The following is a 26,344-nucleotide window of genomic DNA, read 5'->3' as shown; positions in this document are numbered from 1 at the left end:
GCACAAAAGCGCGCCGCTTCCGCTCGCTCCATCGGGAGACCACGAGCACACAGCGGAAGCGACAGAAAGTGTTAAACGGCGGCGCCTCGCGGGGTGATCTTGTTCAGGCGTCCGACCGATGGAGGTCGTCATGAACGTTCACACCCGTGCCTCGCTCGCGCGGCGCACACTCTTCGCCGTGTCGGCGCTCGCTGCAGTCGTCGCCTTGAGCGGCTGCATGATGGACCCGCCGGGGCCATCGCCGATCTATAGTCGCTTGCCCGCCGACCAGTCCGGCGTGCCGACAGGCGCCCAAGCCCTCACACCGGAAGAACGGCAACGTTACGACGCCATCGACAAGCAGGTGCTCGCCGACCAGAACCGCGCCATCGCCGCCGAACAGGCTGCCGAAACGTGGTCGCGCTATTACTCGGCGCCGGCGCCCATGACGGTCTACGGCAGCTATTACAGCGGCGGTTGGGGGCACGGCTGGGGGACGGGAATCGGATACGGCTATCCCGGCTGGGGATGGGGCTGGTGACCTGGTGACGATGCCGGCGGCGGCACCGCCGCCGGTATTCAGCCGGCACCTTTCGGCTTGACGTTCTTGCCGTGCGCGTCCTTTGCGGCGCGCGCGTGTTTCTTATCCGGCTTCGCGCGGGACTCGGGGTTCGGCACTACCCGCACGGGCGCGGCCGAAACTTCCCCACGCGTCGAGGTATTCGGCGCCACGTTGTTTGATGCAGGCAGCGGCGCATTCGGCGAGACAAACTGTACGAATACTTCGCTGTCCTTCACCATGCCCATCTCGTAGCGGGCCCGTTCCTCCACGGCGGCCGTCCCGCTCCGCAGATCCTGCACCTCGCCGGCAATGCGCTCGTTGCGCAGCTTTTCGTCCGCGTTTTTCTTCTGCTGTTCGGCAAGTTGCTGCTGCAGTTCATGGACACGCAGCCAGCCGCCATGCCCCCACCAGAGCGGGTACTGGATCAACACCAGCAGAATGATCAGAACGACAGTGACAAGCCGCATGAAAGGAGCCGGACAATACAAGTCGCCCTGCGCTATACGCAGGGCGACGGGGAGGATCAAAAGCCAGAAACGACGCTGACGTTCATCAACGCAGATTGTAGAACGTCGACTTGCCCGGGTAGCTCGCGATATCGCCGAGGTCTTCCTCGATGCGCAGCAACTGGTTGTACTTCGAGATGCGGTCGCTGCGCGAGAGCGAACCGGTCTTGATCTGGCCGGCGTTCAGGCCCACGGCGATGTCGGCAATGGTCGAATCTTCGGTTTCGCCCGAGCGGTGCGAAATCACAGCCGTGTAGCCCGCGCGCTTGGCCATCTCGATGGCGGCGAACGTTTCGGTCAGCGTGCCGATCTGGTTGATCTTGATGAGGATCGAGTTCGCGATGCCCTTCTCGATGCCTTCCTTCAGGATGCGCGTGTTCGTGACGAACAGGTCGTCGCCCACCAGCTGGATCTTCTTGCCGAGGCGCTCCGTCAGCAGCTTCCAGCCGTCCCAGTCGCCTTCGTGCATGCCGTCTTCGATCGAGACGATCGGGAATTTGTCGGCCAACGTGGCGAGGTAGTCGGTGAACTCGGCCGACGACAGTTGCAGGCCTTCGCCCGCGAGCTGGTACTTGCCGTCGTGATAGAACTCGCTCGCCGCGCAGTCGAGCGCGAGCAGCACGTCTTCACCGGCACGGTAGCCGGCCTTTTCGATGGCCTGGAGAATCGTGGAGAGGCATTCGTCGTTGCTGCCGAAGTTCGGCGCGAAGCCGCCTTCGTCGCCCACGGCCGTGCTCATGCCGCGGTCCGAGAGAATCTTCTTGAGCGCGTGGAACACTTCCGCGCCGCAACGCAACGCTTCGCGGAAGGTCGGCTGGCTCACCGGCACGATCATGAATTCCTGGATGTCGAGGCTGTTGTTCGCGTGCGCGCCGCCGTTGACGATGTTCATCATCGGAACCGGCAGTTGCATCGCGCCCGAGCCGCCGAAATAGCGGTACAGCGGCAAGCCGGCTTCTTCGGCGGCGGCCTTCGCCACGGCCATGGACACCGCGAGCAGCGCGTTGGCGCCCAGACGCGACTTGTTGTCCGTACCGTCGAGCTCCAGCAGCGTCTTGTCGAGGAACGCCTGTTCCGACGCGTCGAGGCCCATGATCGCTTCGGAAATCTCGGTGTTGATGTGCTCGACCGCCTTCAGCACGCCCTTGCCGCCGTAGCGGCCGGTTTCGCCGTCGCGCAGTTCGATCGCCTCGCGCGAGCCGGTGGATGCGCCCGACGGCACCGCCGCGCGGCCCATCGTGCCCGACTCGAGCAACACGTCGCATTCGACGGTGGGGTTGCCTCGCGAATCCAGAATCTCACGACCGATGATGTCTACGATTGCACTCATGGTTTCCTCAGGAAATGACGTTGAATTCTTACGGCGACGACGGCGTTCGAATCGCTCCGGCATGAACCTCGTATCGCCGCCGGATGCGGTTCGCGGTGGGCGCCGCACACGACGTGCGCCCACGCGAGACGCGCATCAGTTGAAATCGTGCTCGAGGAACGGCTTGCGCTTCACGGCCTCGTCGAGCGTGAGCAGCGTTTCGAGCAGGTCCGCCATGCGGTGGAGCGGCACCGCGTTGGGACCGTCCGACTTCGCCTCGGCCGGGCGCGGATGGGTTTCCATGAAGAGCCCGGCCACGCCCGTCGCGACGGCCGCGCGCGCGAGCACCGGCACGAACTCGCGCTGACCGCCCGAACTCGTGCCCTGCCCGCCCGGCAACTGCACCGAGTGCGTGGCGTCGAACACGACCGGCGCGCCCGTCTCGCGCATGATCGCAAGCGAGCGCATGTCCGAGACGAGATTGTTGTAACCGAATGAAACGCCGCGTTCGCAGGCAAGAAAGCGATCTTCGGAGAGCCCGGCCTCGCGCGCCGCTTCGCGTGCCTTGTCGATCACGTTCTTCATGTCGTGCGGCGCGAGAAACTGGCCCTTCTTGATGTTGACAGGCTTGCCCGAGCGCGCGCAGGCGTGGATGAAGTCGGTCTGACGGCAGAGGAACGCCGGCGTCTGCAGCACGTCCACCACCGCCGCTACCGGTTCGATTTCCGCTTCGCTGTGCACGTCGGTGAGCACCGGCAGGCCGAGCTGACGCTTCACTTCACCGAGGATACGCAGCCCTTCGTCCATACCCAGCCCGCGAAACGACTTGCCGCTGCTGCGATTGGCCTTGTCGTACGAGGACTTGTAGATGAACGGCACGCCGAGCTTCGCGCAAATTTCCTTGAGACGCCCGGCCGTGTCGATCGTCATCTGCTCCGACTCGACCACGCAGGTGCCCGCGATCAGGAAGAACGGCTTGTCGAGACCGACCTCGAACCCGCACAGCTTCATGCCTGCTCCTTGACGCGCGACTGTTGGCAAGCGAGCGCCGCTTCGACATACGCCTTGAAAAGCGGATGACCGTCGCGCGGCGTCGACGTGAATTCGGGGTGAAACTGCACGCCGACGAACCACGGGTGCAGGTCGCGCGGCAACTCCATCATTTCCGGCAGATCTTCGCTCGGCGTGCGGGCGCTGATGACGAGGCCGCCCGTCTCCAGTTGCGGCACGAAGCGGTTGTTGACTTCATAGCGGTGACGGTGACGCTCGTTGACGTCCTTGCCGTAGATCTCCGACGCCATCGTGCCGGGCTTGATCGGGCAACGCTGCGAGCCGAGGCGCATGGTGCCGCCCAGGTCCGACTCCTCGTCGCGCTTTTCCACCTTGCCTTCGCGGTCGTACCATTCGGTGATGAGCGCGACGACACGGTTCGGTGTTTCCGGATCGAACTCGGTGCTGTTGGCGTCCTTGAGGCCCACCACGTGGCGCGCGAACTCGATCACGGCGAGCTGCATGCCGAGGCAGATGCCGAGGTACGGCACCTTCGCCTCGCGGGCGTACTGGATCGCCTTGATCTTGCCTTCGGTGCCGCGCCGGCCGAAACCGCCCGGCACGAGCACGGCGTCGAGATGCTTCAGGCTTTCGACGCCTTCGGTCTCGATCTGCTCGGAGTCGATGTACTCGATGTTGACCTTCGTCGACGTGTGGATCGACGCGTGCTTGAGCGCTTCGATGAGCGACTTGTACGACTCGGTGAGATCGACGTACTTGCCGACCATGCCGATGGTCACTTCATGCTTCGGATGCTCGAGCTTCTCGACCATCTCCGACCACACTGTGAGGTCTGCGGGCTTCGGCGAGAGCTTCAGTTCCTCGCACACGATCGCGTCGAGCCCCTGGTCGTGCAGCATCTGCGGAATCTTGTAGATGCTGTCCACGTCCCACACTGAAATCACGGCGTCCTGCGGCACGTTCGAGAAGAGCGAGATCTTCTGGCGTTCGTCGTCGGGAATGCGGCGGTCGGCACGGCACAGCAGCACGTTCGGATAGATACCGATCTCGCGCAGCTTCTGCACGCTGTGCTGCGTGGGTTTGGTCTTCAGTTCGCCCGCCGTCGCGATGAACGGCACCAGCGTGAGGTGGATAAAGCACGCGTTGTTGCGGCCCATGCGCAGGCTCATCTGCCGCGCCGCTTCGAGAAACGGCAGCGATTCGATGTCGCCCACCGTGCCGCCGATTTCCACGATCGCCACGTCCGGTTCGCCACACGTGGCCGACGCGGCGCCGCGCTCGATGAACGCCTGGATTTCGTTGGTGATGTGCGGAATGACCTGCACCGTCTTGCCGAGATAATCGCCGCGGCGTTCCTTGCGGATCACCGATTCGTAGATCTGGCCCGTGGTGAAGTTGTTGGCCTTGCGCATCTTCGTGCTGATGAAGCGCTCGTAGTGGCCGAGGTCGAGATCGGTTTCCGCTCCGTCTTCCGTCACGAACACTTCGCCGTGCTGAAACGGACTCATCGTGCCGGGGTCGACGTTGATGTAGGGATCGAGCTTGAGGAGGGTGACTTTCAGACCGCGCGATTCGAGGATCGCGGCGAGAGAGGCGGCGGCAATACCCTTGCCGAGGGAGGAAACTACGCCGCCGGTGACGAAAACATATTTGGTCATCGCTGGATGCTCGCGGGAAAAACGGATTATACCGTAAAGGCTCCCCTTTCCTGGAATCCGTCCCCGCAAAAAACACCGCGCGAGGATGCCGCGAAGCGTACTGCAACATGTGCTGCAAAGCGCCCCGCCGCTACCCTTCGCGTCCGAGCCGACGCAGCATGCCGAGCACCGCTCGCGCAGTGTCGATGGGTCGCTCCATCGGATAGAGATGGCTGCCTTCCATCCATTCGATGCGCTCGCCCGCGGCTCGCCGCGTCGCCGCCAGTCCCACCTGACGAATCTCCTTCGAGCGCGTGCCCGCGATGAATCCGACCGGCACCGGCGCGCCATGCGCGAGCCGCGCGCCGAGCGTGTGCGGCAACGTGCGGTAAATCAGATATTCGACGCGCCGGTCGAAGGCGAGCGAGCGGCTGCCGTCGGGCGCCGTCTGCGGAATGCCGAAGTCGATGTAATCGGAGAGCACACGTTCGTCCCAGCGCGCGAACGCCGGCTTCGCATGGAAATGCCGCCAGGCCTCGTCGCGGCTCGCCCAATGCGTGCGGCGCGTGCGCGTAGCCGCGGCGGGCGAGAGCCGCTCGTCGAGTCCGGTCCACTGCGAAACGCGCAGCACGCTGCTGCGCCAGCCCGCGATCACGGGCGAGTCGAGCATCACGACGCCCCTCACCCACTGCGGGCGCCGCAACGCCGCCATCAGCGAGAGGTAGCCGCCCAGCGAATGCCCGACAAGCCAGACGGGCTGCTCGTACGAACGTTCGATGTCGGCGAGCAGTTCCTCGACGAGATGCGGCCAGTCGCGCGTCACGGGATACCGCGGGTCGTGACCAATGCGCTCGACGAAGCGGATCTCGTAGTCGTCGGCGAGTTCGGCGAAAAGCGTCCGGTAGGTTGGCGCCGGAAAACCGTTCGCATGCGAGAAGTGAATGACGTTCTTCAAATGCGTGCTGTCTCCTTGATGAGGCTCGCGGGTTCTTCGCGTCCCGCTGCGGTTGGCCGCCGACCGTGAGCGGTGGCCGCCCACGCTCGAAGGCCCGTTCGACGTGCCTGTTCGCTCTTCTCTCTAGCGATCCATCCAGTAGCGCCGGTGCGTCTCGCGATAGCGCTCGGGCTGCGGCGGCGCCGTCGGGTGTTGCCCCTGCCCACTCGCGTCATCGGGTCGGACGAACGCTACGTCGAGCCGGACCGCGCCATCCACGTCGCTACGCGTGAGCGTCGTCTCGCGCGCCTCGTAGCGCGCGAGCACGCGCGGATTCGGGTGGTGGAAACGGTTGCGATAGCCTACCTGAAATATCGCGACGAGCGGTTCGACGGAATCGAGGAACGGCTCGGTAGACGAGGTCGCGCTGCCGTGATGCGGCACGACGAGCACCTGGGCGCGCAAGGCCGAGCGGTCGCGGGCGATCAGCGTGCGTTCGGTTTGCGCGTCGGCATCTGCGCTGAGGAGTGCCGATGGTGGCGGATTCCGCGCGGGTGCGGCGTCGGACGCAGCCTGCGCCGTCATGCCCGGCGCTGAACCTGCCGGCACCGCCGCCGTCACGCGCAACACGCAGCAATGCTCGTTGGTCTTGCCGCGCAGCGGACCGGGATCGGGCCACAGCATCTCGAAGTCGACGCCATCCCACTGCCAGCGCTGCCCCGCCGCGCACTGCACCGTCTGCGCACCGGCCGCACGCGCCGCCGTCCAGAGAGGATGCGACGGCGCGACGGCCGCCAGCACCTGGCCCACCTCCACGCCGTCGAGCACAGCCGCCGCGCCGCCCGAATGATCGGAATCGTCGTGGCTCAGCACCAGCGTATCGAGCCGCCGCAGGCCGCGCGCATCGAGGTACGGCACGACCACGCGCTCGCCGGCGCGCGTCGATTCGGGCCCGGGCCCCGCGTCGAACAGCAAGGCATGCTGCGCCGTTTCGATCAACACCGAGGAACCCTGACCGATGTCGAGCGCCGTCAGACGAAACGCGCCCACAGCGAGCCCGGACGGCGGCGGCACGAGCAATGGCAGCCACGTGAGCGGCGCTGCCCAGCGCAACGGCCAGCCCCGCGGCGCGAGGCACCAGAGCACACCCGCCGCCGCAGCGGCAAGCGCCCACGGCCCTGGCATCGGCACGTGAAGCAGCGCCCACGAAGGCCGCGAAACCCCTTCCAACGCCACCGCAAGCCACACGAGCAGTTCATGCGCGACACGAAAGACGGGCGCATCGAGCGGCGCGGGCAGCACGCAACCCACCAGCACGACCGGCGTCACGACGACGCTCACCCATGGGATGGCAAACGCATTCGCCAATGGTCCGACGAGCGGAATCTGCGCAAACCACAAGGCCGTAAGCGGCGCGAGCGCGATGGTCACGGCGAACTGCACATGGGCGCCTTCCCGCAGCCATCCGCCGAGGGCACTGCCCATCCGCCGAACGAACACGGCGAGCCACGCGAACCACGCGATTCGTCGCGGTGAATCCTCGCCGCTGTGCAGCGCGGTCGCGTCACGCTCGGCGTCATCGGGTCCGATCGCCGTGCTCGCTTCGCGTCGACGCACGGTGCGCGACATCGCATAGAAGATCGCGACGACCGCGCCGAACGACAGCCAGAACCCCGCCGACAGGACGGCCCACGGGTCGATCAGCAGCACGATGCCGAGTGCCCATGCAAGCGCCGTGGACCGCCCCACCTGACGACCGCTCAGAAACGCGAGGCCGATCACGGCGAGCATCCATAACGCGCGCTGAGCGGGCACGTTGAAGCCGGCGAGGCCGGCATAGACCGCCGCGGCCAACGCACCGCCCACCACGGCAACCTTTTGCGCCGGCACGACGAGCGGCCAGTCGCGGCCAACGAAGCACGAGCGACGCCACAACGCGGCCACGAGCCACCCCACCATGCCTGCAACCAGACCGATATGCAGCCCCGACACAGCCACCAGATGACTCGTGCCGGTGCGGCGCATCAGCCGCCAGTCGTCGTCGCCGATGAGATCCTGCGCGCCGTTCGCGAGCGCGACCACGATGCCGCGATGCGGCGCGTCGCCCAGTGCCTCGACGATGCGATCGCGCAGCGCCATGCGCGCACGCTCGAAGGCGATGCCTACGCCGCGTTCATCGCCGGGCAGTCGCTGCGCGTTCTGCGTCGCGCTCACGTAGCCCGTGGCGCGCACGTTGCGCGCGATGAGCGCCGCTTCCGCGTCGCGCACGCCGAAGTTCGCCGTGCCATGCGGACGTTTGAGCCGCACCGTCAGGCGCCAGCGCTGCCCCGGCTCGAGCACGGGCACCGGCGCATCGCGTGCGATCCACGAAAGCTGGACGCGCCGCGCAAAGTGTTTCGCCACAGCGCGATCCTGCGGCTCGGCCGCTCGACCAGCAAGCGCTGGGGACTCCACCGCGAACTGAAAGCGCACACCGGTGGCGTCCGTAGCGGGCAGGTTCTCGATATAGCCCTGCAGTTCGACGTCGCGCACTTCCCATGCCTTGGGCAATTCGTACGCGAGCCGCGTTTCGGCGCGCCACGCCGCGTAGACGAATCCGATGCAAGCCGCGGCGATCCAGACGGCACACCAGCCGCCCGCACGCACGACGCGTCCGCGACCCTTTCGCCCCATCGCGCTTGCCCCGACGGCCGCCGTCGCCGCCATCAGCAAGCACGCCATCACAACGTGCCAGCCGGGCAACGCCGCCTGCTGCTGCAACCCCACCACGCCTAACGCAAACCCGCACCACACTGCCCGCATGCCGCCTCCCGATCCGGCGCGGACCGTTCGATGCGAAGCTGCATCCGCACGGATGCCGTCCCGCCGGGCGACATCCGGCGAGGCGTGGCTTCGAGCGCATCGAAATACAAACGCGCAGCCGCTCTCGCCGTTCGTTGTGCAAAGTTGCGCAAAGCCACAACGAAGACGAAGGCGCGCCGCGCGCGGCCCGCTCTACAGGAAACGATTATGAAGACGAAAGCGCGAGTCGCGGCAGCGCCGCGTGCGCGTTAGCCGTTGTGCCTAGGGCGAGTTCGTGCTCACTCATGCCGCGCAGTTCGGCGAGCACCGCGCCGATGCGCGAGACCTGATCGGGCGTGTTGCGTCCGCGATAGATCCATGATGGAGGAATGTCGGGCGCGTCGGTTTCCACGACGATTGCGTCCAGCGGCAATTGCTGCGCGAGCCGCCGGATCTGCCGCGCACGCTCGAACGTCAGATTGCCGCCAAAGCCGAGGCGAATGCCGTGATCGAGATAGGCCTGCGCCTGCTGGAAGCTGCCGTTGAACGCATGGGCGATGCCGCGATGCACGCCGTGCCGCCGCAGCCCCTTCAACACCTGGTCCTGCGACTTGCGCACGTGGCAGATCACGGGCAGTTCGAACTCGCGCGCCAGTTCGAGTTGCGCCTGGTAGAAGTGCTGCTGCCGCGCCTCGTCGAGCCCGGCCACGAAAAAATCGAGGCCGATTTCGCCGATGCCGACGAAGCGCTCGTCGGCGAGGCTCGCCTCGATTTCCATGCGCAGCCGGTCGAGGTCGGCTTCGGCCGCGTGCGGCGTAAAAAGCGGATGAATGCCGAGCGCGTACGTGCCGCCTTGCACGCGATGCGCCAGCTCGCGCACCGTCGCAAAGTTCTCGCGCCCCACGGCCGGAATCACGATGCGGCCCACGCCCGCTTGCTGCGCGGCGCGCGCCACCGTGTCACGGTCTTCGTCGAACTCGGCCGCGTCGAGATGACAGTGCGTATCGATCCACATGGCAATGCCCTCCTCGCGACGGGCCGCCGCAAGGCGCGGGCCCGGCTTGCGGCGCGTCCGTCGTTCGATCCTTCGATCTCGTGACCCGAACGCGCCGCGGATTCAGCCGTGATGTGCCGCCGGCTCCTCGTGCAGCGTGCCGTCGCGCAACCGCAGGATGCGATCGCAGCGATCGGCGAGATCGGGGTCGTGCGTGACGATCACGAAGCTCGTTTCGAGCGTTGCGGAAAGTTCGAGCATCAGGTTGAACACGGTATCGGCCGTGGTGCCGTCGAGGTTGCCGGTGGGCTCGTCGGCCAGCACGCAGGCGGGCTTCGTCACCAGCGCCCGCGCAATGGCCACGCGCTGGCGCTCGCCGCCCGACAGCTCGCCCGGCCGGTGTTTCGCGCGATGCCCCAGCCCCACGCGTTCGAGCATCGCGAGCGCTTCGCGACGAGCTTCCTCGGTCGACATGCGGCGAATGCGCAACGGCATCGCGACGTTGTCGAGCGCGGAAAACTCGGGCAGCAGATGGTGAAACTGATAGACGAAGCCAAGCGCGCGGTTGCGCAGGTCGTTGCGCTCGCGCTCGGAAAGCTGCGTGAACGGCTTGCCGAGCACGGACACCGCGCCCGCCCCGGGTTCGTCGAGGCCGCCCAGCACGTGCAGCAGCGTGCTCTTGCCCGAGCCCGAGGCACCCACGATGGCGAGCTTCTCACCGCGCTTCACGACGAGTTCCGCGTCCTTGAGCACCGACACGTCGAGGCCGCCCTGCACGAACGACTTCGAAATGCCGTTCGCTTCGAGCACGTAAGGCGAATGGCCGGCCGGGCCTGCCGCCTTCGCCGCAGCGAGAGAAAGATCATTCATAGCGCAGCGCCTCCGCCGGGCGAACCTTCGCGCCGCGCCAGCTGGGATAGAGCGTCGCGAGCGCCGAGAGCAGGAAGGCAATGCCGCCGATGCGAATCACGTCGGAGGCGACCAGCTCGGAAGGCAGCTCGCTGATGAAGTAGACGGACGGCGGCAGGAACTGCACGCCGAGCATGTGTTCGATCATCGGCACGAGCCACGGGATGCTCCATGCGATGAGGCAGCCCAGCGCGACGCCCGTTGCCGTGCCGACGAAGCCGATGGTCACGCCCTGCACCACGAAGATCTTCATGATGGAACCGGGCTGCGCGCCGAGCGTGCGCAGGATCGCGATGTCGGCCTGCTTGTTGGTGACCGTCATCACGAGCGACGAGACGAGATTGAACGCGGCCACCGCGATGATCAGCGTGAGGATGATGAACATCATGCGCTTTTCGATCTGGACGGCCGAGAACCAAGTCTTGTTCTGCTGCGTCCAGTCGCGGATGTAGAGGTCGCCCGAAAGCGTGCGCGCCAGTTGGTGCGCGACTTCGGGCGCGCGCTGCATGTCTTTGAGACGCAGCCGCACGCCGGTGGGCGCGGGCAGCCGGTACAGCGCCTGCGCATCACGGATGTTCACGAGCGCGAGCGTGCTGTCGTATTCGTAGTGGCCCGATTCGAACACGCCCGCCACGGTGAACTGCTTGAGGCGCGGCAACAGGCCGGCGGGCGTCATGGAGCCTTCGGGCGCGACGAGCGTGATCTTGTCGCCCATCTGCACGCCGAGATTGGCCGCGAGATCCGCACCCAGCACGATGTCGAAGCTGCCCGGCGTGAGATCGGTCAGCTGACCCGCCTTCATTTCCTTGCCGATGTCCGAGACTTCGGGTTCGAGCGACGGCTCCACGCCGCGCAGCGCCACGCCGCTCACGGTGTCGCCGCGCGTGAGGAGCGCCTGGGCATCCACGTACGGCGCCGCGCCGATCACGGAGGGGTTCTGCCGCGCTTCCTTCGCGGTGAGCTGCCAGTCGGGCATGGACCCCGTGGGCGAAAAGATTTCGACGTGCGCGAGCACCGAGAGCATGCGGTCGCGCACTTCGCGCTGAAAGCCGTTCATCACCGAAAGCACCACGATGAGCGCCGCCACGCCGAGCGCGATGCCGGACATGGAAACGAGCGCGATGAACGAAATGAAGCCGTTGCCGGTGGTGCGTTTGCCTGCGCGCGTGTAGCGCAGGCCGATCTGATATTCGTAGGGAAGTTTCAAGCGAATCCTTGTTTGCGCCCCCGGCGCGTGATTCCTGTGGTGATGCGTGTCGTGCGACCGCGCTGCGGCGTGGCGGAGCGGCGGCGTATTCGTCAGCGCATTGCCCCCGTCTCATCGCTCACTCATTGCCCGCTCATTGCTCATGTTGGGCGCGGATCGCGGCCGATGGTTCCACGCCGCGGTCGTCCACGCGCGGCGCGGCGATCAAATCAACCGCGAAGTTTGCCATACAATGCGCACCATCATGCACGTCGAACCCCTCCACCGTCTGCACCTGCTCCTGCCTTTCGCGCTGCCCTCCGCAGCCGACGCTTCCACCGCGCTTGCCCATCTCGCCCACCCCGCGCTCGATCAGCTCGTCGCGCGCGCCACGCTGGTGGAGCGCGTGATCGGCGAAGACTTTCAGCGCACGCTGCCGCACGAGCGCTGGGTGGCACGCCGGTTCGGCGCAGTGCCTGCCGGTGCCGCGGCAGCCGACGAAGCGCCGCTCGCGCCGTACATGCTGCGCGCCGACGGCGGCGCGCCCGACGCCGCGGCATGGGCATGCGTGGAGCCTGTGCACGTGCGCATCGCACATGACCATCTCGTGCTGGTCGATCCCGCGGCGCTCGAACTGACCGACGAAGAAGCGGCCGTGCTGCACGGCATCGCGCGGCCGCTCATCGAGGAACTGGGCGTTCGCGTCGAAGCGCCTACGCCGCGACGCTGGTATCTCTCGAGCGACGCGTTCGGCACGCTCGCGGGCGCGTCGCCGCTGCGCGCAAGCGGCCGCAACATCGAAATCTGGCTGCCGCACGAAGCCCATACCGGCGAGCGCTCGCGGCTCTGGATGAAGCTGCAGAACGAGATCCAGATGGCGTGGTTCGAGCATCCCGTGAACGAGGCGCGCGAGGCACGCGGCCTGCCGGCCGTCAATTCGATCTGGTTCCACGGTCAGGGCACGGCGCAGCCCGTCACGAGCCCGTTCGCGCACGTCTACTCGAACGCCGTCGCCACGCGCGGGCTCGCGCTCGCGGCGCAAACGCCGCATGAGGCACCGCCCGCAACTTTCGCGGCGCTGCGCGAGGCGGAAGGCCCCACCGACGGCGCCACGCTCGTCGAGCTCGATCCGTTCTCCGTGCCGTTCGTCGAGCAGGACTGGGCGCGCTGGAATGCCGCGTTCGCCGCGCTGGAGCGCAACTGGTTCGCGCCCGCCCTCGCCGCCCTGCAAAAGGGCGAACTGCGCACACTAGAACTCACGCTGTGCGGCGACACGGGCTCGGTCACGCTCGCCGTCACGCGCGGCGATCTGCGCAAATTCTGGCGCCGGCGCGTATTCGCGTCGCTGTTCATCGAATGAGCGCGCCGCTTTCGCATTCGCACCCGCCGGCGGCCCGACGCCGAAGCACGAACCCTCTGCGCAGCACGCACCGAACAGCATGACCCGAATCGTTACCCGCGCAGCGTCCATGGCCGACGTCGAAGTCCTGATCCGGCACGGCCTGCATCCCGTGCTCGCGCGCCTCTATGCCTCGCGTGGCGTCTGCGAGCCGGGCGAGATCGAAACCGGCCTCGCGCGCCTCACGCCGCCCGCCATGCTGAGCGGCTGCGACGAGGCGGCCGCGCTGTTGGCCGATGCCATCGAAGCAAAGCGCCGCATGCTGGTGGTCGCCGACTACGACTGCGACGGCGCCACCGCCTGCGCCGTTGCGGTGCGCGGCCTGCGCATGTTCGGCGGCGAGGTGGACTACCTCGTGCCGAACCGCTTCGAGTACGGCTACGGGCTCACGCCGGAGATCGTCGCGCTCGCGGCGTCCCGGCCCGGCGGCAAGCCCGATCTGCTCATCACCGTGGACAACGGCATTGCGAGCGTCGAGGGCGTGGAGGCAGCCAACGCGCTCGGCATCGACGTGCTCGTCACCGACCATCACCTGCCCGGCGACACGCTGCCCGCCGCACGCGCCATCGTCAATCCGAACCAGCCGGGCTGCGGCTTTCCGAGCAAGTGCATTGCGGGTGTGGGCGTGATGTTCTACGTGCTGCTGGCCGTGCGCGCGGAACTGCGCCGGCGCGGCGCCTTTAATGACGGACGCGCCGAGCCGCGGCTCGACGGCCTGCTCGACCTCGTCGCACTCGGCACCGTGGCCGATGTCGTGAAGCTCGACGCGAACAACCGCGTGCTGGTCGCACAAGGCCTGCAACGCATTCGTAACGGACGCATGCAGCCCGGTATCGCCGCCCTCTTTCGCGCGGCGGGCCGCGACGCGCGCAGCGCCTCGGGCTTCGACCTCGGCTTCGCGCTGGGCCCGCGGCTGAACGCGGCCGGGCGTCTCTCGGACATGTCGCTCGGCATCGAATGCCTCACCACGGACGACGTCGGCCGCGCCTGGCAACTGGCGCAGCAGCTCGACGCGATGAACCGCGAGCGCCGCGAGATCGAAGCCGGCATGCAGCAGCAGGCGCTCGACGACCTCGCGCAGGTCGACCCCGCGGATGCCGCCACCATCACGCTCTTCAACCCCGCCTGGCATCAGGGCGTGATCGGCATCGTCGCGGGACGGCTCAAGGAGCGCTTTCACCGGCCCGTGTTCACGTTCGCGCGCGCCGACCAAAGCGGCGTGCTCGTGCGCGGCTCGGGCCGCTCGATTGCGGGCTTTCATCTGCGCGATGCGCTCGATCTCGTCTCGAAGCGCGAGCCGGGGCTGATCCTGAAGTTCGGCGGCCACGCCATGGCGGCCGGCCTCACGATCGCCAGTGCCGACGTGCCGCGCTTCACGGCCGCGTTCGAGTCCGTGGGCCGCGAATGGCTTTCCGACGACGCGCTCGCGCGCATCGTCGAGACCGACGGCGAGCTCGAAGACGCGTATTTCACGCCGCAGTTCGTCGAGATGCTCGATGCCGCCGTTTGGGGCCAGGGCTTCCCGGCACCGGTCTTTTCGGGCGAATTCGACGTGGTCTCGCAGGCGCTCGTGAAGGACCGCCATCTCAAGCTGCAACTGGTGCGCGCCCGCCAGCGCTACAACGCGATCTGGTTCAACCACACCGACCTGCTGCCGGCGCGCGCCATGCTCGCCTACCGGCTTGCATCCGACACCTGGAACGGCGTTTCGCGGGTGCAGCTGATCGTGGAACACGCGGCGGCGTGACCCCGCAATCGGCTATAATTTCACGTTTTTACAGCATCAAATCAGGACCGACATGGAAGCGGAACGTCTGAACGCGATCGAAAGCTCTCTAGCCGACCTGCGCCGCCGCGCAGACGAGCTTCGGGGGTATCTTTGACTACGACGCCAAATCTGCGCGTCTAGCCGAAGTCGACAAGGAACTCGAAGACCCGAACGTCTGGGACGATGCGAAGCACGCCCAGGCACTCGGCAAGGAAAAGAAGCTGCTCGAAGGCGTCGTCACTTCGCTCACCGGCATCGGCAACGACCTGCGTGACACGCAGGAACTGTTCGAGATGGGCCGCGAGGAAAACGACGAAGACACGCTCGTCGCCTGCGAAGCCGACGCGGCCGCCATCGAGAAGCGCGTCGCCGACCTCGAATTCCGCCGCATGTTCGCGAACCCCGCGGACCCCAACAACGCCTTCATCGACATCCAGGCCGGCGCCGGCGGCACCGAAGCGTGCGACTGGGCTTCGATGCTGCTGCGCCAGTACCTGCGCTACTGCGAGCGCAAAGGCTTCAAGGCCGAAGTGCTCGAAGAGTCCGAAGGCGACGTCGCGGGCATCAAGAGCGCGACCATCAAGGTGGAAGGCGAATACGCCTACGGCTTTTTGCGCACGGAAACCGGCATTCACCGCCTCGTGCGCAAGTCGCCGTTCGATTCGTCGGGCGGGCGCCACACCTCGTTCTCGTCGGTGTTCGTGTATCCCGAGGTGGACGAATCGTTCGAAGTGGACATCAACCCGGCCGATCTGCGCATCGACACGTTCCGCGCTTCGGGCGCGGGCGGCCAGCACATCAACAAGACCGATTCGGCCGTGCGGATCACGCACATTCCGACGGGCATCGTCGTGCAGTGCCAGAACGACCGCTCGCAGCACCGCAACCGCGCCGAGGCGATGGCCATGCTGAAGTCGCGCCTCTACGAAGCCGAGCTGCGCAAGCGCCAGGCCGAGCAGGACAAGCTCGAATCGAGCAAGTCGGACGTGGGCTGGGGCCATCAGATCCGCTCCTACGTGCTCGACCAGAGCCGCGTGAAGGATCTGCGCACCAACGTCGAAATGAGCAACACGAAAGCGGTGCTCGACGGCGACCTCGACGACTTCATCAGCGCGAGCCTCAAGCAGGGCGTGTAAGCCGCGCCGTCCCGCTACCGAACATCAACCGATCATGACCGAACCCACCCAGCCGAACGCCGCCCAGGAACTGGACGACAACCAGATCATGGCCGAGCGCCGCGAAAAGCTGCGCGCGCTGCGCGAGCAAGGCGTCGCGTACCCCAACGACTTCCGTCCCACTCACCAGGCCGCGGCACTGCAGTCGGCCTATGCCGAGGCCACGAAGGAAACGCTCGAAGCCGAAGCGCTCGACGTGGCCGTGGCCGGCCGCATGATGCTCAAGCGCGTGATGGGCAAGGCGAGCTTCGCGACGGTGCAGGACGGCTCGGGCCAGATCCAGTTCTTCATCACGCCCGCCGACGTGGGCGAAGCCACCTACGACGCGTTCAAGAAGTGGGACCTGGGCGACATCGTCGCGGCGCGCGGCGTGCTGTTTCGCACCAACAAGGGCGAGCTTTCCGTGCGCTGCACGGAATTGCGCCTGCTCTCGAAAGCGCTGCGTCCGCTGCCGGACAAGTTCCACGGTCTCGCGGACCAGGAAATGCGCTACCGCCAGCGCTACGTCGACCTGATCGTGACGCCCGAGGCGCGCAAGACTTTCGTCGCGCGCACGAAGGCGATCTCGTCGATTCGCCGCTTCATGTCGGAGGCCGAATTCATGGAAGTGGAAACGCCGATGCTGCACCCCATTCCGGGCGGCGCGGCGGCCAAGCCTTTCATCACGCACCACAACGCGCTGGACATGGAAATGTTCATGCGCATCGCGCCGGAGCTGTATCTGAAGCGGCTGATCGTGGGCGGCTTCGAGCGCGTGTTCGAGATCAACCGGAATTTCCGCAACGAGGGCGTCTCGCCGCGCCACAACCCGGAATTCACGATGATGGAGTTCTACGCCGCGTACACGGACTACACGTGGCTCATGGACTTCGTCGAGCGGCTCATCCGCCAGGCCGCCGTCGATTCGCTCGGCACGGCCACCCTCACCTACCAGGGCCGCGAGCTGGACCTCGGCAAGCCGTTCCATCGCCTCACGATTACGCAGGCCATCCAGAAGTACGCGCCGGATTACACGCCGGCCCAACTGGGCGACGAAGCGTTCGTGCGTACCGAGCTGAAGAAGTTCGGCGTGGACACCACCGAGCCGAAATTCCTGAATTCGGGCCTCGGCGCGCTGCAACTCGCACTCTTCGAGGAAACCGCGGAATCGCAGCTGTGGGAGCCCACCTACATCATCGACTACCCGGTGGAAGTCTCGCCGCTCGCGCGCGCGTCGGACACGGTGCCCGGCATCACGGAGCGTTTCGAGCTGTTCATCACTGGCCGCGAAATCGCGAACGGCTTCTCGGAGCTCAACGATCCGGAAGACCAGGCTGCACGGTTCAAGAAGCAGGTCGAGCAAAAGGACGCCGGCGACGAGGAAGCGATGTACTACGACGCCGACTACATCCGCGCGCTGGAATACGGCATGCCGCCCACCGGCGGCTGCGGCATCGGCATCGACCGGCTGGTCATGCTGCTCACGGACAGCCCCAGCATCCGCGACGTCATCCTGTTCCCGCATCTGCGCCGCGAGGAGTGATCGCGCGGAGCAGTGGCGCCGCCGTATTGCGGTGGGTCGCTGCTTGTTCGATCTGGAAAGCGCCGGGCGATGATGCCCGGCGCTTTTTTTGTGCCCGGCTTTGAAGGGGCTCCTTCGTCATCCGGCCCTTCCCGCCGATGGTTTGTAACTACCGGTAAATGGATTCGATCCCGTTTTGCCCTCGCACCCAGGCGCGTCGGCAAAAGCGGCAGCGACGCGGTTTCCCACGACCGTGCCCAAGCTTCCCCTCTTTTCCTCTGCTTCCCCGCCGGATTTCGTTACAAAGTGAAAAGGTCCGACGGATCGAACTGGGCGACACTCGGTCTGATAAAGACCGACTCTGTCACGACGGAGGCCATCAATGAATAACCCGACCAACGTTCAACCCACACAGCCGCGCCGCCTTCATCCGCTCATCGCGGTCGCGGCAGGCGCCGTCATCGTGGCGAGCCTCGCCGCCACGGCGGCCATCACGGGCCTCTTTCCGAAGGCCACGAGCGGCAGCGCGGAGAACAATCAGGTTCAGTCCGCGGCCATCGCGTCGCAGCCGGTGGTGGATGCCTCGCAGCCGGCGAATCCGGCCACGTACGCTCAATCGCAACAGCCCACGCAGGCACAGCAACAGCCGGCGCCGGTTCAGCGCGCCCCGGCCCAGCCGGTACCCAGCCAGGAAGCGCAATACGCACAGCAAGCCGCGCCGCAACCGCAGACGTATGCCCAGCAACAGCCGTACGCGCAGCGCGAACCGGCGCAGCCCGCGTATTGCCAGAGTTGCGGCACGGTAGAAGCGATCTCCGCGGTACGCACGGAAGGCCACGGCACCGGCATCGGCGCGGTAGGCGGTGCCGTTGCGGGCGGCGTGGTCGGCAACCAGTTCGGCTCGGGCAACGGGCGTACCGCCATGACGCTGCTCGGCGCGTTGGGCGGCGGCCTCGCCGGCAACTCGGTGGAGAAACGTCTGCGCAGCAGCACCAGCTACTCGGTGCGCGTGCACATGGAGAACGGCAAGACGCGCTATTTCACGTATCACCAGGCGCCGCCGTTCCAGCAAGGCCAACGCGTACGCGTCGAGAACGGCACGCTGGTGGCTTACTGAGCGGCGGCTGTGCGGGGCGCCCGTCCGACGGCCCCCGACGCACCGCGGCACCTCGATACAAAAAAGGCGATTCGCACAATGTGCGAATCGCCTTTTTCAATTCCGCTGCGTTCAGGTGAACCGGTTCGGGTTCGAGTCAGTAGTCAGCATCCTCGATCCACGCCGCCTGGATCGCCTCCAGAATCTTCTCGTTCGACCGTTCCGGGTCGTCGTCGAAGCCCTCCAGTTCGGTCACCCAGCGGTGCAAATCCGTAAAGCGCACGTACTGCGGGTCGACCTCCGGATGGGTGTCCGTCAGGGCCATCGCAATGTCCTGCGTGTCGGTCCATTTCATGGCGGCTCGCTCCTGTCAGTGGTTCTCTTTCGCGTGGTTGATCGAATAGCGCGGGATCTCGATGACGAGGTCCTCGCTCTGCGGCACGATCGCCTGGCACGACAGACGCGAGGTGGGCTCGAGGCCCCATGCCTTGTCGAGCAGGTCGTCTTCGTCTTCCTCCGACGGCGTGAGCGCTTCGAAGCCTTCGCGCACGACGACATGGCAGGTCGTGCAGGCGCACGACTTCTCGCATGCATGCTCGATCTCGATGCCGGCGTCGAGCAGCGTATCGCAGATGCTCTTGCCGGGCGTGGCTTCGATAACGGCGCCATCCGGGCACAGTTCGACGTGGGGCAGCACAACGATTTGAGGCATGACCAATTCCGTTTGATTAGCGGTTCGGGTGCGGCCACCGGTCGTCGATGATCGGGTGCCGCATCATTTTAGCTGGGGCGCGCGCGTTGCAGCATCGGGAAATCGCGGACGGCGCGGGCGTTGTCGGAGGGCGCGGCCACCGCGCATGGCAGGCGCATTCGAGGCGGTCTTTCGCGCATGGCGCGTCGTCTGCATGGCCTGCGTTCGGGGCGCGGCAGAGGCGACGCCGCGAGCAAAGCGACCCGCGAACGATACGACGAAAGCGCCTCGCTCACCCGATCTCGTCGAGCCTGCGCCCGGCGAGCGCGCGCTTGATGCCCTTGTCCATACGGCGCGCGGCGAATTCGTCGGTGCCTTCGGAGAGCGCTTTGGTCGCGGCCTCGATGGCATCGGCGTCATCGCTCGCGGCGACCTCGCGCAGCGCGGCCACGAGGCGATCCAGTTCCGCGCGCTCGGCGGCATCGAGCAGTTCGCCGTCGGCCGCGAGCGCCGCGCCGGTCGCTTCGATCAGGCGCTGCGCCTCGACCTGCGCCTCGCGCAGCGCGCGTGCCCGCATGTCGGTTTCGGCGGACGTGTAACTGTCTTCGAGCATCTTCGCGATGTCGTCGTCCGCGAGGCCGTACGAGGGCTTCACCACCACCGACGCCTCCACGCCCGACAGCTGCTCGCGCGCGAACACCGACAGCAGGCCGTCCGCGTCCACCTGGAACGTCACGCGGATGCGCGCCGCGCCCGCGGCCATCGGCGGAATGCCGCGCAGTTCGAAACGCGCGAGCGACCGGCAGTCGGACACGAGTTCGCGCTCGCCCTGCACCACGTGGATCGCCATGGCGGTCTGGCCGTCCTTGAAGGTCGTGAAGTCCTGCGCGCGCGCCACCGGAATGGTGGAGTTGCGCGGGATAATCTTCTCGGCGAGCCCGCCCATGGTCTCGATGCCGAGCGACAGCGGAATCACGTCGAGCAGCAACCAGTCGTCTTCGCCGCGGTTGCCCGCGAGCAGGTCCGCCTGGATGGCCGCGCCGAGCGCGACGACCTGGTCCGGGTCGAGATTCGTGAGCGGCGGCTGACCGAAAAAGGCCTCCACGGCGCGGCGGATCACCGGCATGCGCGTCGCGCCGCCCACCAGCACCACGCCCTTGATGTCGGCGGGCGTCACCTTCGCATCGCGCAGCGCTTTTCGCGTGGGACCGAGCGTTCGCTGCACGAGGTCGCGCGTGAGCGTTTCGAAGGTCGCTTCGTCCACGGTGAGGTCGAGCTTCGCACCGCTGGCGAGCGTCGCCTCGATCGTCGCCGTGGGTGCCGACGAGAGCGCTTCCTTCGCCACGCGCACGTGGTCGAGCAGCATGCGCACGTCTTCGGGCTTCAGCGTCTTCGCGTCGAGCCCGGCTTCGCCCAGCACGTAGCGGAACAATGCGTGATCGAAGTCGTCGCCACCGAGCGCGGAGTCGCCGCCGGCCGCCAGCACTTCGAACACGCCCTTCGTGAGTTTCAGGATCGAGAGGTCGAACGTGCCGCCGCCCAGGTCGTACACGGCGTAGAGACCTTCGGCACCGTTGTCGAGGCCATAGGCAATCGCCGCCGCGGTCGGCTCGTTGAGCAGGCGCAGCACGTTGAGGCCGGCGAGGCGCGCGGCGTCCTTGGTGGCCTGGCGCTGGGCGTCGTCGAAATACGCGGGGACCGTGATCACCGCGCCGACCAGTTCGTCGCCCAGCGTGTCTTCGGCGCGTTGCCGCAGCGTCGCAAGAATTTCCGCCGACACTTCGACCGGGCTCTTCACGCCGTCCACGGTGCGGATCTGCACCATGCCGGGCGCGTCCACGAAATCGTAGGGCGCGTTTTCGGCGCCCTCCACTTCTTCTTTGCCGCGCCCCATGAAGCGCTTCACGGACACGATCGTATTGCGCGGATCGAGCACCGCTTCCGCTTTCGCCGCGCGGCCGATGCGGCGTCCGCCCTTTTCCAGGTAACGCACGACGGACGGCAGCAGCACGTAGCCCTCTTCGTCGGGCAGCACGTCGGGCACGCCGTTGCGCACGGCGGCGACGAGCGAATTCGTGGTGCCGAGGTCGATGCCGACGGCGAGCCGCCGCTGGTGCGGCGCGGGCGCCATGCCGGGTTCGGAGATTTGCAGTAGGGCCATCTGTGATGTGTGTCTCTGATCTCTCGCGGGCCGCGTGGCCCGTCAATGTAGGTGTGTCGCGGCAAGCGCGGCGCCTAGCCTTCGAGCCGCTCGATCTGCGTGTCGATGTCCGCGGCCACGCGCTCGATGAACATGAGCTGGCGCACCGCTTCGCTCGCCGCCTGGTTCGCGCCGCTGTCGAGCAGCACCGCGAGCTTGCCGAGGCGGGCGCGCTCTTCGTCGCGCAGCTCGGCCAGCAGCGCGTCGAGTGCGTCGACGTTTTTCGCCGCGGCGGCGTCTTCGATGTTCTCGCGCCATTCCATCTGCTGCATCAGGAAGGCCGGCTCCATCGCGGTGTTGTTCTCCGCGCCGACGTCGATACCGCGCAGATGCAGCAGGTAAGTGGCACGGCGCAGCGGATTGCGCAGCGTCTGATAGGCCTCGTTCGCGCGCGTCGCCCATTGCATGGCGATGCGCTTCTGCGCGTCGCCGGCGGCCGCGAAGCGGTCCGGATGCACCTGCGACTGCACGGTGCGATAGGCCTCGTCGAGTGCGTTCGTCTCGATGGCGAATTGCTCGGGCAGGCCGAACAGAGTGAAGTGGCTATCGGTCAGCGAGGCCATGCTTAAAGGGAACGGGTGGGTGGAAACAACGTCATGAAGGGAGCGGCCATCCCGCGGCGTGCCGGGCGCGAATCAAAAAAAGGCGGCCCGTGCCGCCTTTCTTGTGCGTACGCCCGCTTATACGCGGAACGACTCGCCGCAGCCGCACTCGTCCTTCACGTTCGGGTTGTTGAACCTGAAGCCTTCGTTCAGGCCCTCGCGGGCGAAGTCGAGCTCGGTGCCGTCGATATAGGCAAGGCTTTTCGGGTCCACCACGACCTTCACGCCGTTGCTCTCGAACACCTGATCTTCCGCCGAGAGCTCGTCGACATACTCGAGCTTGTACGCAAGACCCGAACAGCCCGTCGTACGCACGCCGAGCCGCAGCCCGATGCCCTTGCCGCGCCGGGACAGATACTTCTGCACGTGTTGTGCCGCCTTTTCCGTCAACGTAATAGCCATAGCGTCTTCGTCGCGCGAAACGCCGCCTTGCTGTGCCCCGGAGTACTCCGGAACGTTTCCAGCACGGGCGCCGCCGCGCAACCCTGCCTGCATCCGTTCGTTAAACCACTTGCCACTGGCCCTGCCCGTCAGCCGGACAGGCTGTTTTGCTGCTCAGTTGCCGCCTGGTTACCGCTCTTGCTGGCCGCTTCGCAGCGGCTCGCTTGCCACTCAAGCCGCTGCGTGCTTCGCTTCGGCATCCGCGGCTTCGGCCGTGGCGGGCGTCTGCGCGCCATGACGCTGACGATAGTCCGCCACCGCGGCCTTGATCGCGTCTTCCGCGAGAATCGAGCAGTGGATCTTCACCGGCGGCAGCGCGAGTTCTTCGGCGATGTGCGTGTTCTTGATGGAGAGCGCCTCGTCGAGCGTCTTGCCCTTCACCCACTCGGTCACGAGCGAGCTCGACGCGATGGCCGAACCGCAGCCGTACGTCTTGAACTTCGCGTCTTCGATCACGCCGTCCGCGCCCACGCGAATCTGCAGCTTCATCACGTCGCCGCACGCCGGAGCGCCCACCATGCCGGTACCCACCGCGTCGTCGTCCTTCGCGAACGAACCCACGTTGCGCGGGTTTTCGTAATGATCCAGAACCTTGTCGCTATATGCCATGATTCACTCCTTGATTCGTTTCGAGTCTCTCGCCTGCCGCTGCCGATATCGGCGCGCTCAGTGAGCGGCCCACTGGATGGTGGACAGGTCGATGCCGTCCTGGTGCATTTCCCAAAGCGGCGACAGTTCGCGCAGCTTGGCGATCTTGTTCTTCAGCAGGTTGATCACGTAGTCCACTTCCTGCTCCGTCGTGAACCGGCCCACGGTGAAGCGAATGGAGCTGTGCGCCAGTTCGTCGTTGCGGCCGAGCGCGCGCAGCACGTACGACGGTTCGAGCGACGCCGACGTGCACGCCGAACCCGACGACACCGCCACGTCCTTCACCGCCATGATCAGCGACTCGCCTTCGACGAAGTTGAAGCTGATGTTCAGGTTGTGCGGGACACGCCGTTCCATGTCGCCGTTGACATAGACTTCGTCCATCTGCGAAAGGCCGGCGAACAGGCGATCGCGCAGCATGCGGATGCGCTCGTTTTCGGTTGCCATTTCTTCGCGCGCAATGCGGAAGGCCTCGCCTATGCCGACGATCTGGTGCGTGGCCAGCGTGCCCGAGCGCATGCCGCGCTCGTGGCCGCCGCCGTGCATCTGCGCTTCGATGCGCACGCGCGGCTTGCGGCGCACGTACAGCGCGCCGATGCCCTTCGGACCATAGGTCTTGTGCGCCGAGAACGACATCAGGTCGACCTTCAGCTTCTGCAGGTCGATCTGGACCTTACCCGTGGCCTGGGCGGCGTCCACGTGGAAAACGATGCCCTTCTCGCGACAGATCTCGCCGATCGTCTCGATGTCCTGAATCACGCCGATCTCGTTGTTCACGTGCATGACGGAAACGAGGATCGTGTCGGGACGCAGCGCGGCCTTGAACACGTCGAGGTCGATCAGGCCGTCGTCCTTCACGTCCAGATACGTGACTTCGAAACCTTCGCGCTCGAGTTCACGGCAGGTATCCAGCACGGCCTTGTGCTCGGTCTTCACCGTGACGACGTGCTTGCCCTTGCTCTTGTAGAAATGCGCCGCGCCCTTGATGGCGAGGTTGTCCGACTCCGTCGCGCCCGAGGTCCAGATGATTTCACGCGGATCGGCATTGACGAGCGCCGCGACGTTCTCGCGCGCTTCCTCGACGGCCCGCTCGGCCTCCCAGCCGTACGCGTGACTGCGCGATGCCGGGTTGCCGAAGTGCTCGCGCAGGTAGGGAATCATCTTGTCCACCACGCGTGGGTCGACCGGCGTCGTCGCGCTGTAGTCCATGTAGATGGGCAGGTGGGGAATATCGTTATTCATCTATCGCTCCGGGAAATCGGTGTGTTGCTTGCATGCTCCGGCCCGCGGCGCCTCTTGGCCAGACCGGCCAAACCGACGAAGCGGACGCGCTCGCCGCTTCGCACGAGGCGCGCGGCAAGGCTCAGGAACTCGCCATGTTGAAGATGGAGTTCGGTCCCTTCGGCGTGGCCCGCACGGGCTCGACCGGCTTGGCCTCGGTACGGCGATCGCGCAGCACCGAGGCGGCAGCGCCTTCGCGCGTCCGCTGCTGGTCGACGAGATCCTTGAGCGACACCGAGTCCAGGTACTCGACCATTTTCTGGTTCAGCGTGGACCACAGCTCGTGGGTCATGCAGTGGCCGTCGAGCTGCTTCGTGCCGTCGCACGTGCCCTTGCCGCCGCACTGGGTGGCGTCGAGCGGCTCGTCGACTGCGATGATGATGTCGGCCACGGTCACGTCCTCGGCACGGCGGGCAAGATTGTAGCCGCCGCCCGGTCCGCGCACGGACTCGACGATTTCATGACGGCGCAACTTGCCGAACAGCTGTTCGAGGTAGGACGGCGAGATGTGCTGGCGCTGGCTGATACCGGCCAGCGTCACCGGGCCCTGCTCCTGGCGCAACGCCAGGTCGATCATCGCCGTGACGGCGAAACGGCCTTTCGTGGTGAGTCTCATGATGTATGGGGAACCGCAATTCTCGACAATTTTCGTCAAGTATAAATACATGACTCTTTTAGTCAAGTATCCATGACATGATTCGGGTTATCGGAACGCCCCGAAAGGGGCAAAAAGGAAGCAAAACTGCAACTGCCCGTTTTGCATCACGCCGCCAGACGCTTGCGCAGCACCGCCAACAGGCCGGCACAGGCAGCTTCGCACTGATCCAGAACCGCTTCGAAACCTTCCGCCCCACCAAAATACGGGTCGGATACCTCGAGTGACGCAGCCGGCGACGCAAACCCCATCAGCAGCCGGATCTTGTCGCGCAAAGCCGGCGGACACACGCTGCGCAGTGCCGCCACGTTCGCCTCGTCCATGGCGAGCACCAAGTCGAACCGCTCGAAATCCGCCTGGGCGATCTGGCGGCCGCGCAGCGCCGACAGGTCGTAACCGCGTGCGCCAGCGGCACGCTGCGCCCGCGGGTCCGGCGCTTCGCCGATGTGCCAGTCGCCCGTGCCGGCCGAGTCGATATGGATCCGCTCGTGGAGTCCCGCCTCGTTCACCAGATGCCGCATCACGCCCTCGGCGGTAGGGGAACGGCAGATGTTCCCCAGGCAGACGAAACAGATCGAGACCGTGTTCATCGGAAAAAGCGGCGCGCGCGAGCGGCGAAGGAAAGCTGACCGGCGATTATACAAAGGCCCGCCCGATCGCGCCCGCAGCCCGACGCACGGGCCGCAGCGGCCGCGCGCGAGGACAGCGACGCAACACAAGACGAGCTTGCCACGCGTTCAGAGTGCCTGCGACGAACCGAGCGCGGCGCCCGCCCGCTCGCTCGTCTTCGCGGCAACAGGCGCTTCGCTGTCCACCAGACCGTACGACACTGTACGCGCGAGTTCCGCGGCGAACTGATCGTTGCCCGGCTGCAGTTGCGAAGCGCGCGACACCGAATCACGCGGCCCATACAGGCTCGCCAGACTGGCGGCACCGACGGCTATGAGCAGCGGCGTAACGATGGCCAGTGGCCAGTAAAGCGATATTTTCTTTCTCATGATGCGCTCTCTCGACAGGTGGCCCGCGGGGCGCACGGGCGGCAGTCGAAATGATACGAGCGTGGGCAATCGGGAAAAACC

At 66.2% G+C, this 26,344-nt stretch carries 25 protein-coding genes; 6 read left to right on the top strand and 19 right to left on the bottom strand.

Features of this window, described 5'->3' with window-relative positions; genetic code table 11:
* The first annotated feature begins 130 nt into the window (after positions 1 to 130).
* On the top strand, positions 131 to 520 hold the full coding sequence (locus U0042_RS26240) for a hypothetical protein (protein ID WP_114811617.1): 390 nt from the start codon (positions 131 to 133) through the stop codon (positions 518 to 520).
* Positions 521 to 558: 38 nt separating this feature from the next.
* Here the strand turns inward: U0042_RS26240 and ftsB are convergent, their stop codons facing one another.
* The 9 genes from ftsB to U0042_RS26195 form a co-directional block, all read right to left on the bottom strand.
* Complete coding sequence (gene ftsB / locus U0042_RS26235) at positions 559 to 1,008, bottom strand: cell division protein FtsB (RefSeq protein ID WP_114811478.1); 450 nt, start codon at positions 1,006 to 1,008, stop codon at positions 559 to 561.
* A gap of 85 nt (positions 1,009 to 1,093) precedes the next feature.
* The gene (gene eno / locus U0042_RS26230) at positions 1,094 to 2,377 is read right to left on the bottom strand and encodes a phosphopyruvate hydratase (protein WP_017778012.1); all 1,284 of its coding nucleotides are present in this window, start codon (positions 2,375 to 2,377) and stop codon (positions 1,094 to 1,096) included.
* Between the two features lie 135 nt (positions 2,378 to 2,512).
* Entirely contained in the window at positions 2,513 to 3,367 is an 855-nt protein-coding gene (gene kdsA, locus U0042_RS26225; protein ID WP_114811477.1) for a 3-deoxy-8-phosphooctulonate synthase, read from the bottom strand.
* Positions 3,364 to 5,025 (bottom strand): CTP synthase, encoded by a 1,662-nt coding sequence (locus U0042_RS26220; RefSeq protein WP_114811476.1) that lies wholly within the window; start codon positions 5,023 to 5,025, stop codon positions 3,364 to 3,366. The genes kdsA and U0042_RS26220 overlap by 4 nt, the downstream gene beginning before the upstream one ends.
* 130 nt (positions 5,026 to 5,155) lie before the next feature.
* Positions 5,156 to 5,959, bottom strand: a complete 804-nt coding sequence (locus U0042_RS26215) for an alpha/beta fold hydrolase (protein ID WP_114811475.1) — start codon at positions 5,957 to 5,959, stop codon at positions 5,156 to 5,158.
* 123 nt (positions 5,960 to 6,082) lie between these two features.
* Positions 6,083 to 8,740, bottom strand: coding sequence for a ComEC/Rec2 family competence protein (locus tag U0042_RS26210; protein ID WP_114811474.1), 2,658 nt, complete (start codon positions 8,738 to 8,740; stop codon positions 6,083 to 6,085).
* Between the two features lie 205 nt (positions 8,741 to 8,945).
* On the bottom strand, positions 8,946 to 9,734 hold the full coding sequence (locus U0042_RS26205; protein WP_114811473.1) for a TatD family hydrolase: 789 nt from the start codon (positions 9,732 to 9,734) through the stop codon (positions 8,946 to 8,948).
* Positions 9,735 to 9,836: 102 nt separating this feature from the next.
* A complete protein-coding gene (gene lolD, locus U0042_RS26200; protein ID WP_114811472.1) occupies positions 9,837 to 10,583 on the bottom strand; it encodes a lipoprotein-releasing ABC transporter ATP-binding protein LolD in 747 nt (248 codons plus the stop codon).
* The gene (locus tag U0042_RS26195; RefSeq protein ID WP_114811471.1) at positions 10,576 to 11,829 is read right to left on the bottom strand and encodes a lipoprotein-releasing ABC transporter permease subunit; all 1,254 of its coding nucleotides are present in this window, start codon (positions 11,827 to 11,829) and stop codon (positions 10,576 to 10,578) included. Before U0042_RS26195 ends, lolD begins: the two co-directional genes overlap by 8 nt.
* A 232-nt stretch (positions 11,830 to 12,061) precedes the next feature.
* On the opposite strand from U0042_RS26195, the gene U0042_RS26190 reads away from it, so the two are divergent.
* From U0042_RS26190 to U0042_RS26170, 5 genes are all read left to right on the top strand, one after another.
* Positions 12,062 to 13,168: a regulator gene (locus U0042_RS26190; RefSeq protein WP_114811616.1), complete on the top strand. Its 1,107-nt coding sequence runs from the start codon at positions 12,062 to 12,064 to the stop codon at positions 13,166 to 13,168.
* 79 nt (positions 13,169 to 13,247) lie between these two features.
* A complete protein-coding gene (gene recJ, locus U0042_RS26185) occupies positions 13,248 to 14,954 on the top strand; it encodes a single-stranded-DNA-specific exonuclease RecJ (RefSeq protein ID WP_114811470.1) in 1,707 nt (568 codons plus the stop codon).
* Positions 14,955 to 15,006: 52 nt separating this feature from the next.
* Positions 15,007 to 16,111, top strand: a protein-coding gene (prfB, locus tag U0042_RS26180; protein ID WP_114811469.1) for a peptide chain release factor 2 whose coding sequence is annotated in 2 segments (ribosomal slippage) — positions 15,007 to 15,087 and positions 15,089 to 16,111 — 1,104 coding nt in all. Because the reading frame shifts where the segments join, the coding sequence is not laid out codon by codon here.
* A 34-nt stretch (positions 16,112 to 16,145) separates the two neighbouring features.
* Positions 16,146 to 17,672: a lysine--tRNA ligase gene (gene lysS, locus U0042_RS26175; RefSeq protein WP_114811468.1), complete on the top strand. Its 1,527-nt coding sequence runs from the start codon at positions 16,146 to 16,148 to the stop codon at positions 17,670 to 17,672.
* Positions 17,673 to 18,033: 361 nt separating this feature from the next.
* Entirely contained in the window at positions 18,034 to 18,768 is a 735-nt protein-coding gene (locus U0042_RS26170; RefSeq protein ID WP_114811467.1) for a glycine zipper 2TM domain-containing protein, read from the top strand.
* Positions 18,769 to 18,904: 136 nt separating this feature from the next.
* Here the strand turns inward: U0042_RS26170 and iscX are convergent, their stop codons facing one another.
* The 10 genes from iscX to U0042_RS26120 all read right to left on the bottom strand — a co-directional run bounded on the left by iscX (position 18,905) and on the right by U0042_RS26120 (position 26,263).
* Positions 18,905 to 19,102 (bottom strand): Fe-S cluster assembly protein IscX, encoded by a 198-nt coding sequence (gene iscX, locus U0042_RS26165; protein WP_114811466.1) that lies wholly within the window; start codon positions 19,100 to 19,102, stop codon positions 18,905 to 18,907.
* 15 nt (positions 19,103 to 19,117) lie between these two features.
* On the bottom strand, positions 19,118 to 19,459 hold the full coding sequence (fdx, locus tag U0042_RS26160) for an ISC system 2Fe-2S type ferredoxin (protein ID WP_017777996.1): 342 nt from the start codon (positions 19,457 to 19,459) through the stop codon (positions 19,118 to 19,120).
* Between the two features lie 271 nt (positions 19,460 to 19,730).
* Complete coding sequence (gene hscA, locus U0042_RS26155; RefSeq protein WP_114811465.1) at positions 19,731 to 21,599, bottom strand: Fe-S protein assembly chaperone HscA; 1,869 nt, start codon at positions 21,597 to 21,599, stop codon at positions 19,731 to 19,733.
* A gap of 74 nt (positions 21,600 to 21,673) precedes the next feature.
* Positions 21,674 to 22,201, bottom strand: a complete 528-nt coding sequence (gene hscB / locus U0042_RS26150) for a Fe-S protein assembly co-chaperone HscB (protein ID WP_114811464.1) — start codon at positions 22,199 to 22,201, stop codon at positions 21,674 to 21,676.
* Positions 22,202 to 22,318: 117 nt separating this feature from the next.
* Positions 22,319 to 22,642 carry an iron-sulfur cluster assembly protein IscA gene (gene iscA, locus U0042_RS26145; protein WP_114811463.1) on the bottom strand — a complete coding sequence of 108 codons (324 nt, stop codon included), beginning with the start codon at positions 22,640 to 22,642 and terminating at the stop codon, positions 22,319 to 22,321.
* Positions 22,643 to 22,852: 210 nt separating this feature from the next.
* Positions 22,853 to 23,290 (bottom strand): Fe-S cluster assembly scaffold IscU, encoded by a 438-nt coding sequence (gene iscU / locus U0042_RS26140; protein ID WP_017777992.1) that lies wholly within the window; start codon positions 23,288 to 23,290, stop codon positions 22,853 to 22,855.
* Positions 23,291 to 23,347: 57 nt separating this feature from the next.
* Positions 23,348 to 24,571: an IscS subfamily cysteine desulfurase gene (locus U0042_RS26135; RefSeq protein WP_114811462.1), complete on the bottom strand. Its 1,224-nt coding sequence runs from the start codon at positions 24,569 to 24,571 to the stop codon at positions 23,348 to 23,350.
* A 121-nt stretch (positions 24,572 to 24,692) separates the two neighbouring features.
* The gene (gene iscR / locus U0042_RS26130) at positions 24,693 to 25,226 is read right to left on the bottom strand and encodes a Fe-S cluster assembly transcriptional regulator IscR (protein WP_114811461.1); all 534 of its coding nucleotides are present in this window, start codon (positions 25,224 to 25,226) and stop codon (positions 24,693 to 24,695) included.
* Between the two features lie 146 nt (positions 25,227 to 25,372).
* Positions 25,373 to 25,855, bottom strand: coding sequence for a low molecular weight protein-tyrosine-phosphatase (locus U0042_RS26125; RefSeq protein WP_114811460.1), 483 nt, complete (start codon positions 25,853 to 25,855; stop codon positions 25,373 to 25,375).
* Positions 25,856 to 26,002: 147 nt separating this feature from the next.
* The gene (locus U0042_RS26120; protein WP_114811459.1) at positions 26,003 to 26,263 is read right to left on the bottom strand and encodes a hypothetical protein; all 261 of its coding nucleotides are present in this window, start codon (positions 26,261 to 26,263) and stop codon (positions 26,003 to 26,005) included.
* Positions 26,264 to 26,344: the final 81 nt, after the last annotated feature.

Origin of the sequence: Paraburkholderia kururiensis (genome assembly GCF_034424375.1) — a bacterium.
GTDB classification, from domain to species: Bacteria; Pseudomonadota; Gammaproteobacteria; order Burkholderiales; family Burkholderiaceae; genus Paraburkholderia; species Paraburkholderia kururiensis_A.
This window is presented reverse-complemented; position numbering and strand designations above follow the sequence as displayed.

Coding starts and splice junctions, on each gene's coding strand:
- U0042_RS26240 (WP_114811617.1), top strand. CDS start 131: ATGAACGTTCACACCCGTGCCTCGCTCGCGCGGCGCACACTCTTCGCC.
- ftsB (WP_114811478.1), bottom strand. CDS start 1,008: ATGCGGCTTGTCACTGTCGTTCTGATCATTCTGCTGGTGTTGATCCAG.
- eno (WP_017778012.1), bottom strand. CDS start 2,377: ATGAGTGCAATCGTAGACATCATCGGTCGTGAGATTCTGGATTCGCGA.
- kdsA (WP_114811477.1), bottom strand. CDS start 3,367: ATGAAGCTGTGCGGGTTCGAGGTCGGTCTCGACAAGCCGTTCTTCCTG.
- U0042_RS26220 (WP_114811476.1), bottom strand. CDS start 5,025: ATGACCAAATATGTTTTCGTCACCGGCGGCGTAGTTTCCTCCCTCGGC.
- U0042_RS26210 (WP_114811474.1), bottom strand. CDS start 8,740: ATGCGGGCAGTGTGGTGCGGGTTTGCGTTAGGCGTGGTGGGGTTGCAG.
- U0042_RS26205 (WP_114811473.1), bottom strand. CDS start 9,734: ATGTGGATCGATACGCACTGTCATCTCGACGCGGCCGAGTTCGACGAA.
- lolD (WP_114811472.1), bottom strand. CDS start 10,583: ATGAATGATCTTTCTCTCGCTGCGGCGAAGGCGGCAGGCCCGGCCGGC.
- U0042_RS26190 (WP_114811616.1), top strand. CDS start 12,062: ATGCGCACCATCATGCACGTCGAACCCCTCCACCGTCTGCACCTGCTC.
- recJ (WP_114811470.1), top strand. CDS start 13,248: ATGACCCGAATCGTTACCCGCGCAGCGTCCATGGCCGACGTCGAAGTC.
- lysS (WP_114811468.1), top strand. CDS start 16,146: ATGACCGAACCCACCCAGCCGAACGCCGCCCAGGAACTGGACGACAAC.
- U0042_RS26170 (WP_114811467.1), top strand. CDS start 18,034: ATGAATAACCCGACCAACGTTCAACCCACACAGCCGCGCCGCCTTCAT.
- iscX (WP_114811466.1), bottom strand. CDS start 19,102: ATGAAATGGACCGACACGCAGGACATTGCGATGGCCCTGACGGACACC.
- fdx (WP_017777996.1), bottom strand. CDS start 19,459: ATGCCTCAAATCGTTGTGCTGCCCCACGTCGAACTGTGCCCGGATGGC.
- hscA (WP_114811465.1), bottom strand. CDS start 21,599: ATGGCCCTACTGCAAATCTCCGAACCCGGCATGGCGCCCGCGCCGCAC.
- hscB (WP_114811464.1), bottom strand. CDS start 22,201: ATGGCCTCGCTGACCGATAGCCACTTCACTCTGTTCGGCCTGCCCGAG.
- iscA (WP_114811463.1), bottom strand. CDS start 22,642: ATGGCTATTACGTTGACGGAAAAGGCGGCACAACACGTGCAGAAGTAT.
- iscU (WP_017777992.1), bottom strand. CDS start 23,290: ATGGCATATAGCGACAAGGTTCTGGATCATTACGAAAACCCGCGCAAC.
- U0042_RS26135 (WP_114811462.1), bottom strand. CDS start 24,571: ATGAATAACGATATTCCCCACCTGCCCATCTACATGGACTACAGCGCG.
- iscR (WP_114811461.1), bottom strand. CDS start 25,226: ATGAGACTCACCACGAAAGGCCGTTTCGCCGTCACGGCGATGATCGAC.
- U0042_RS26125 (WP_114811460.1), bottom strand. CDS start 25,855: ATGAACACGGTCTCGATCTGTTTCGTCTGCCTGGGGAACATCTGCCGT.
- U0042_RS26120 (WP_114811459.1), bottom strand. CDS start 26,263: ATGAGAAAGAAAATATCGCTTTACTGGCCACTGGCCATCGTTACGCCG.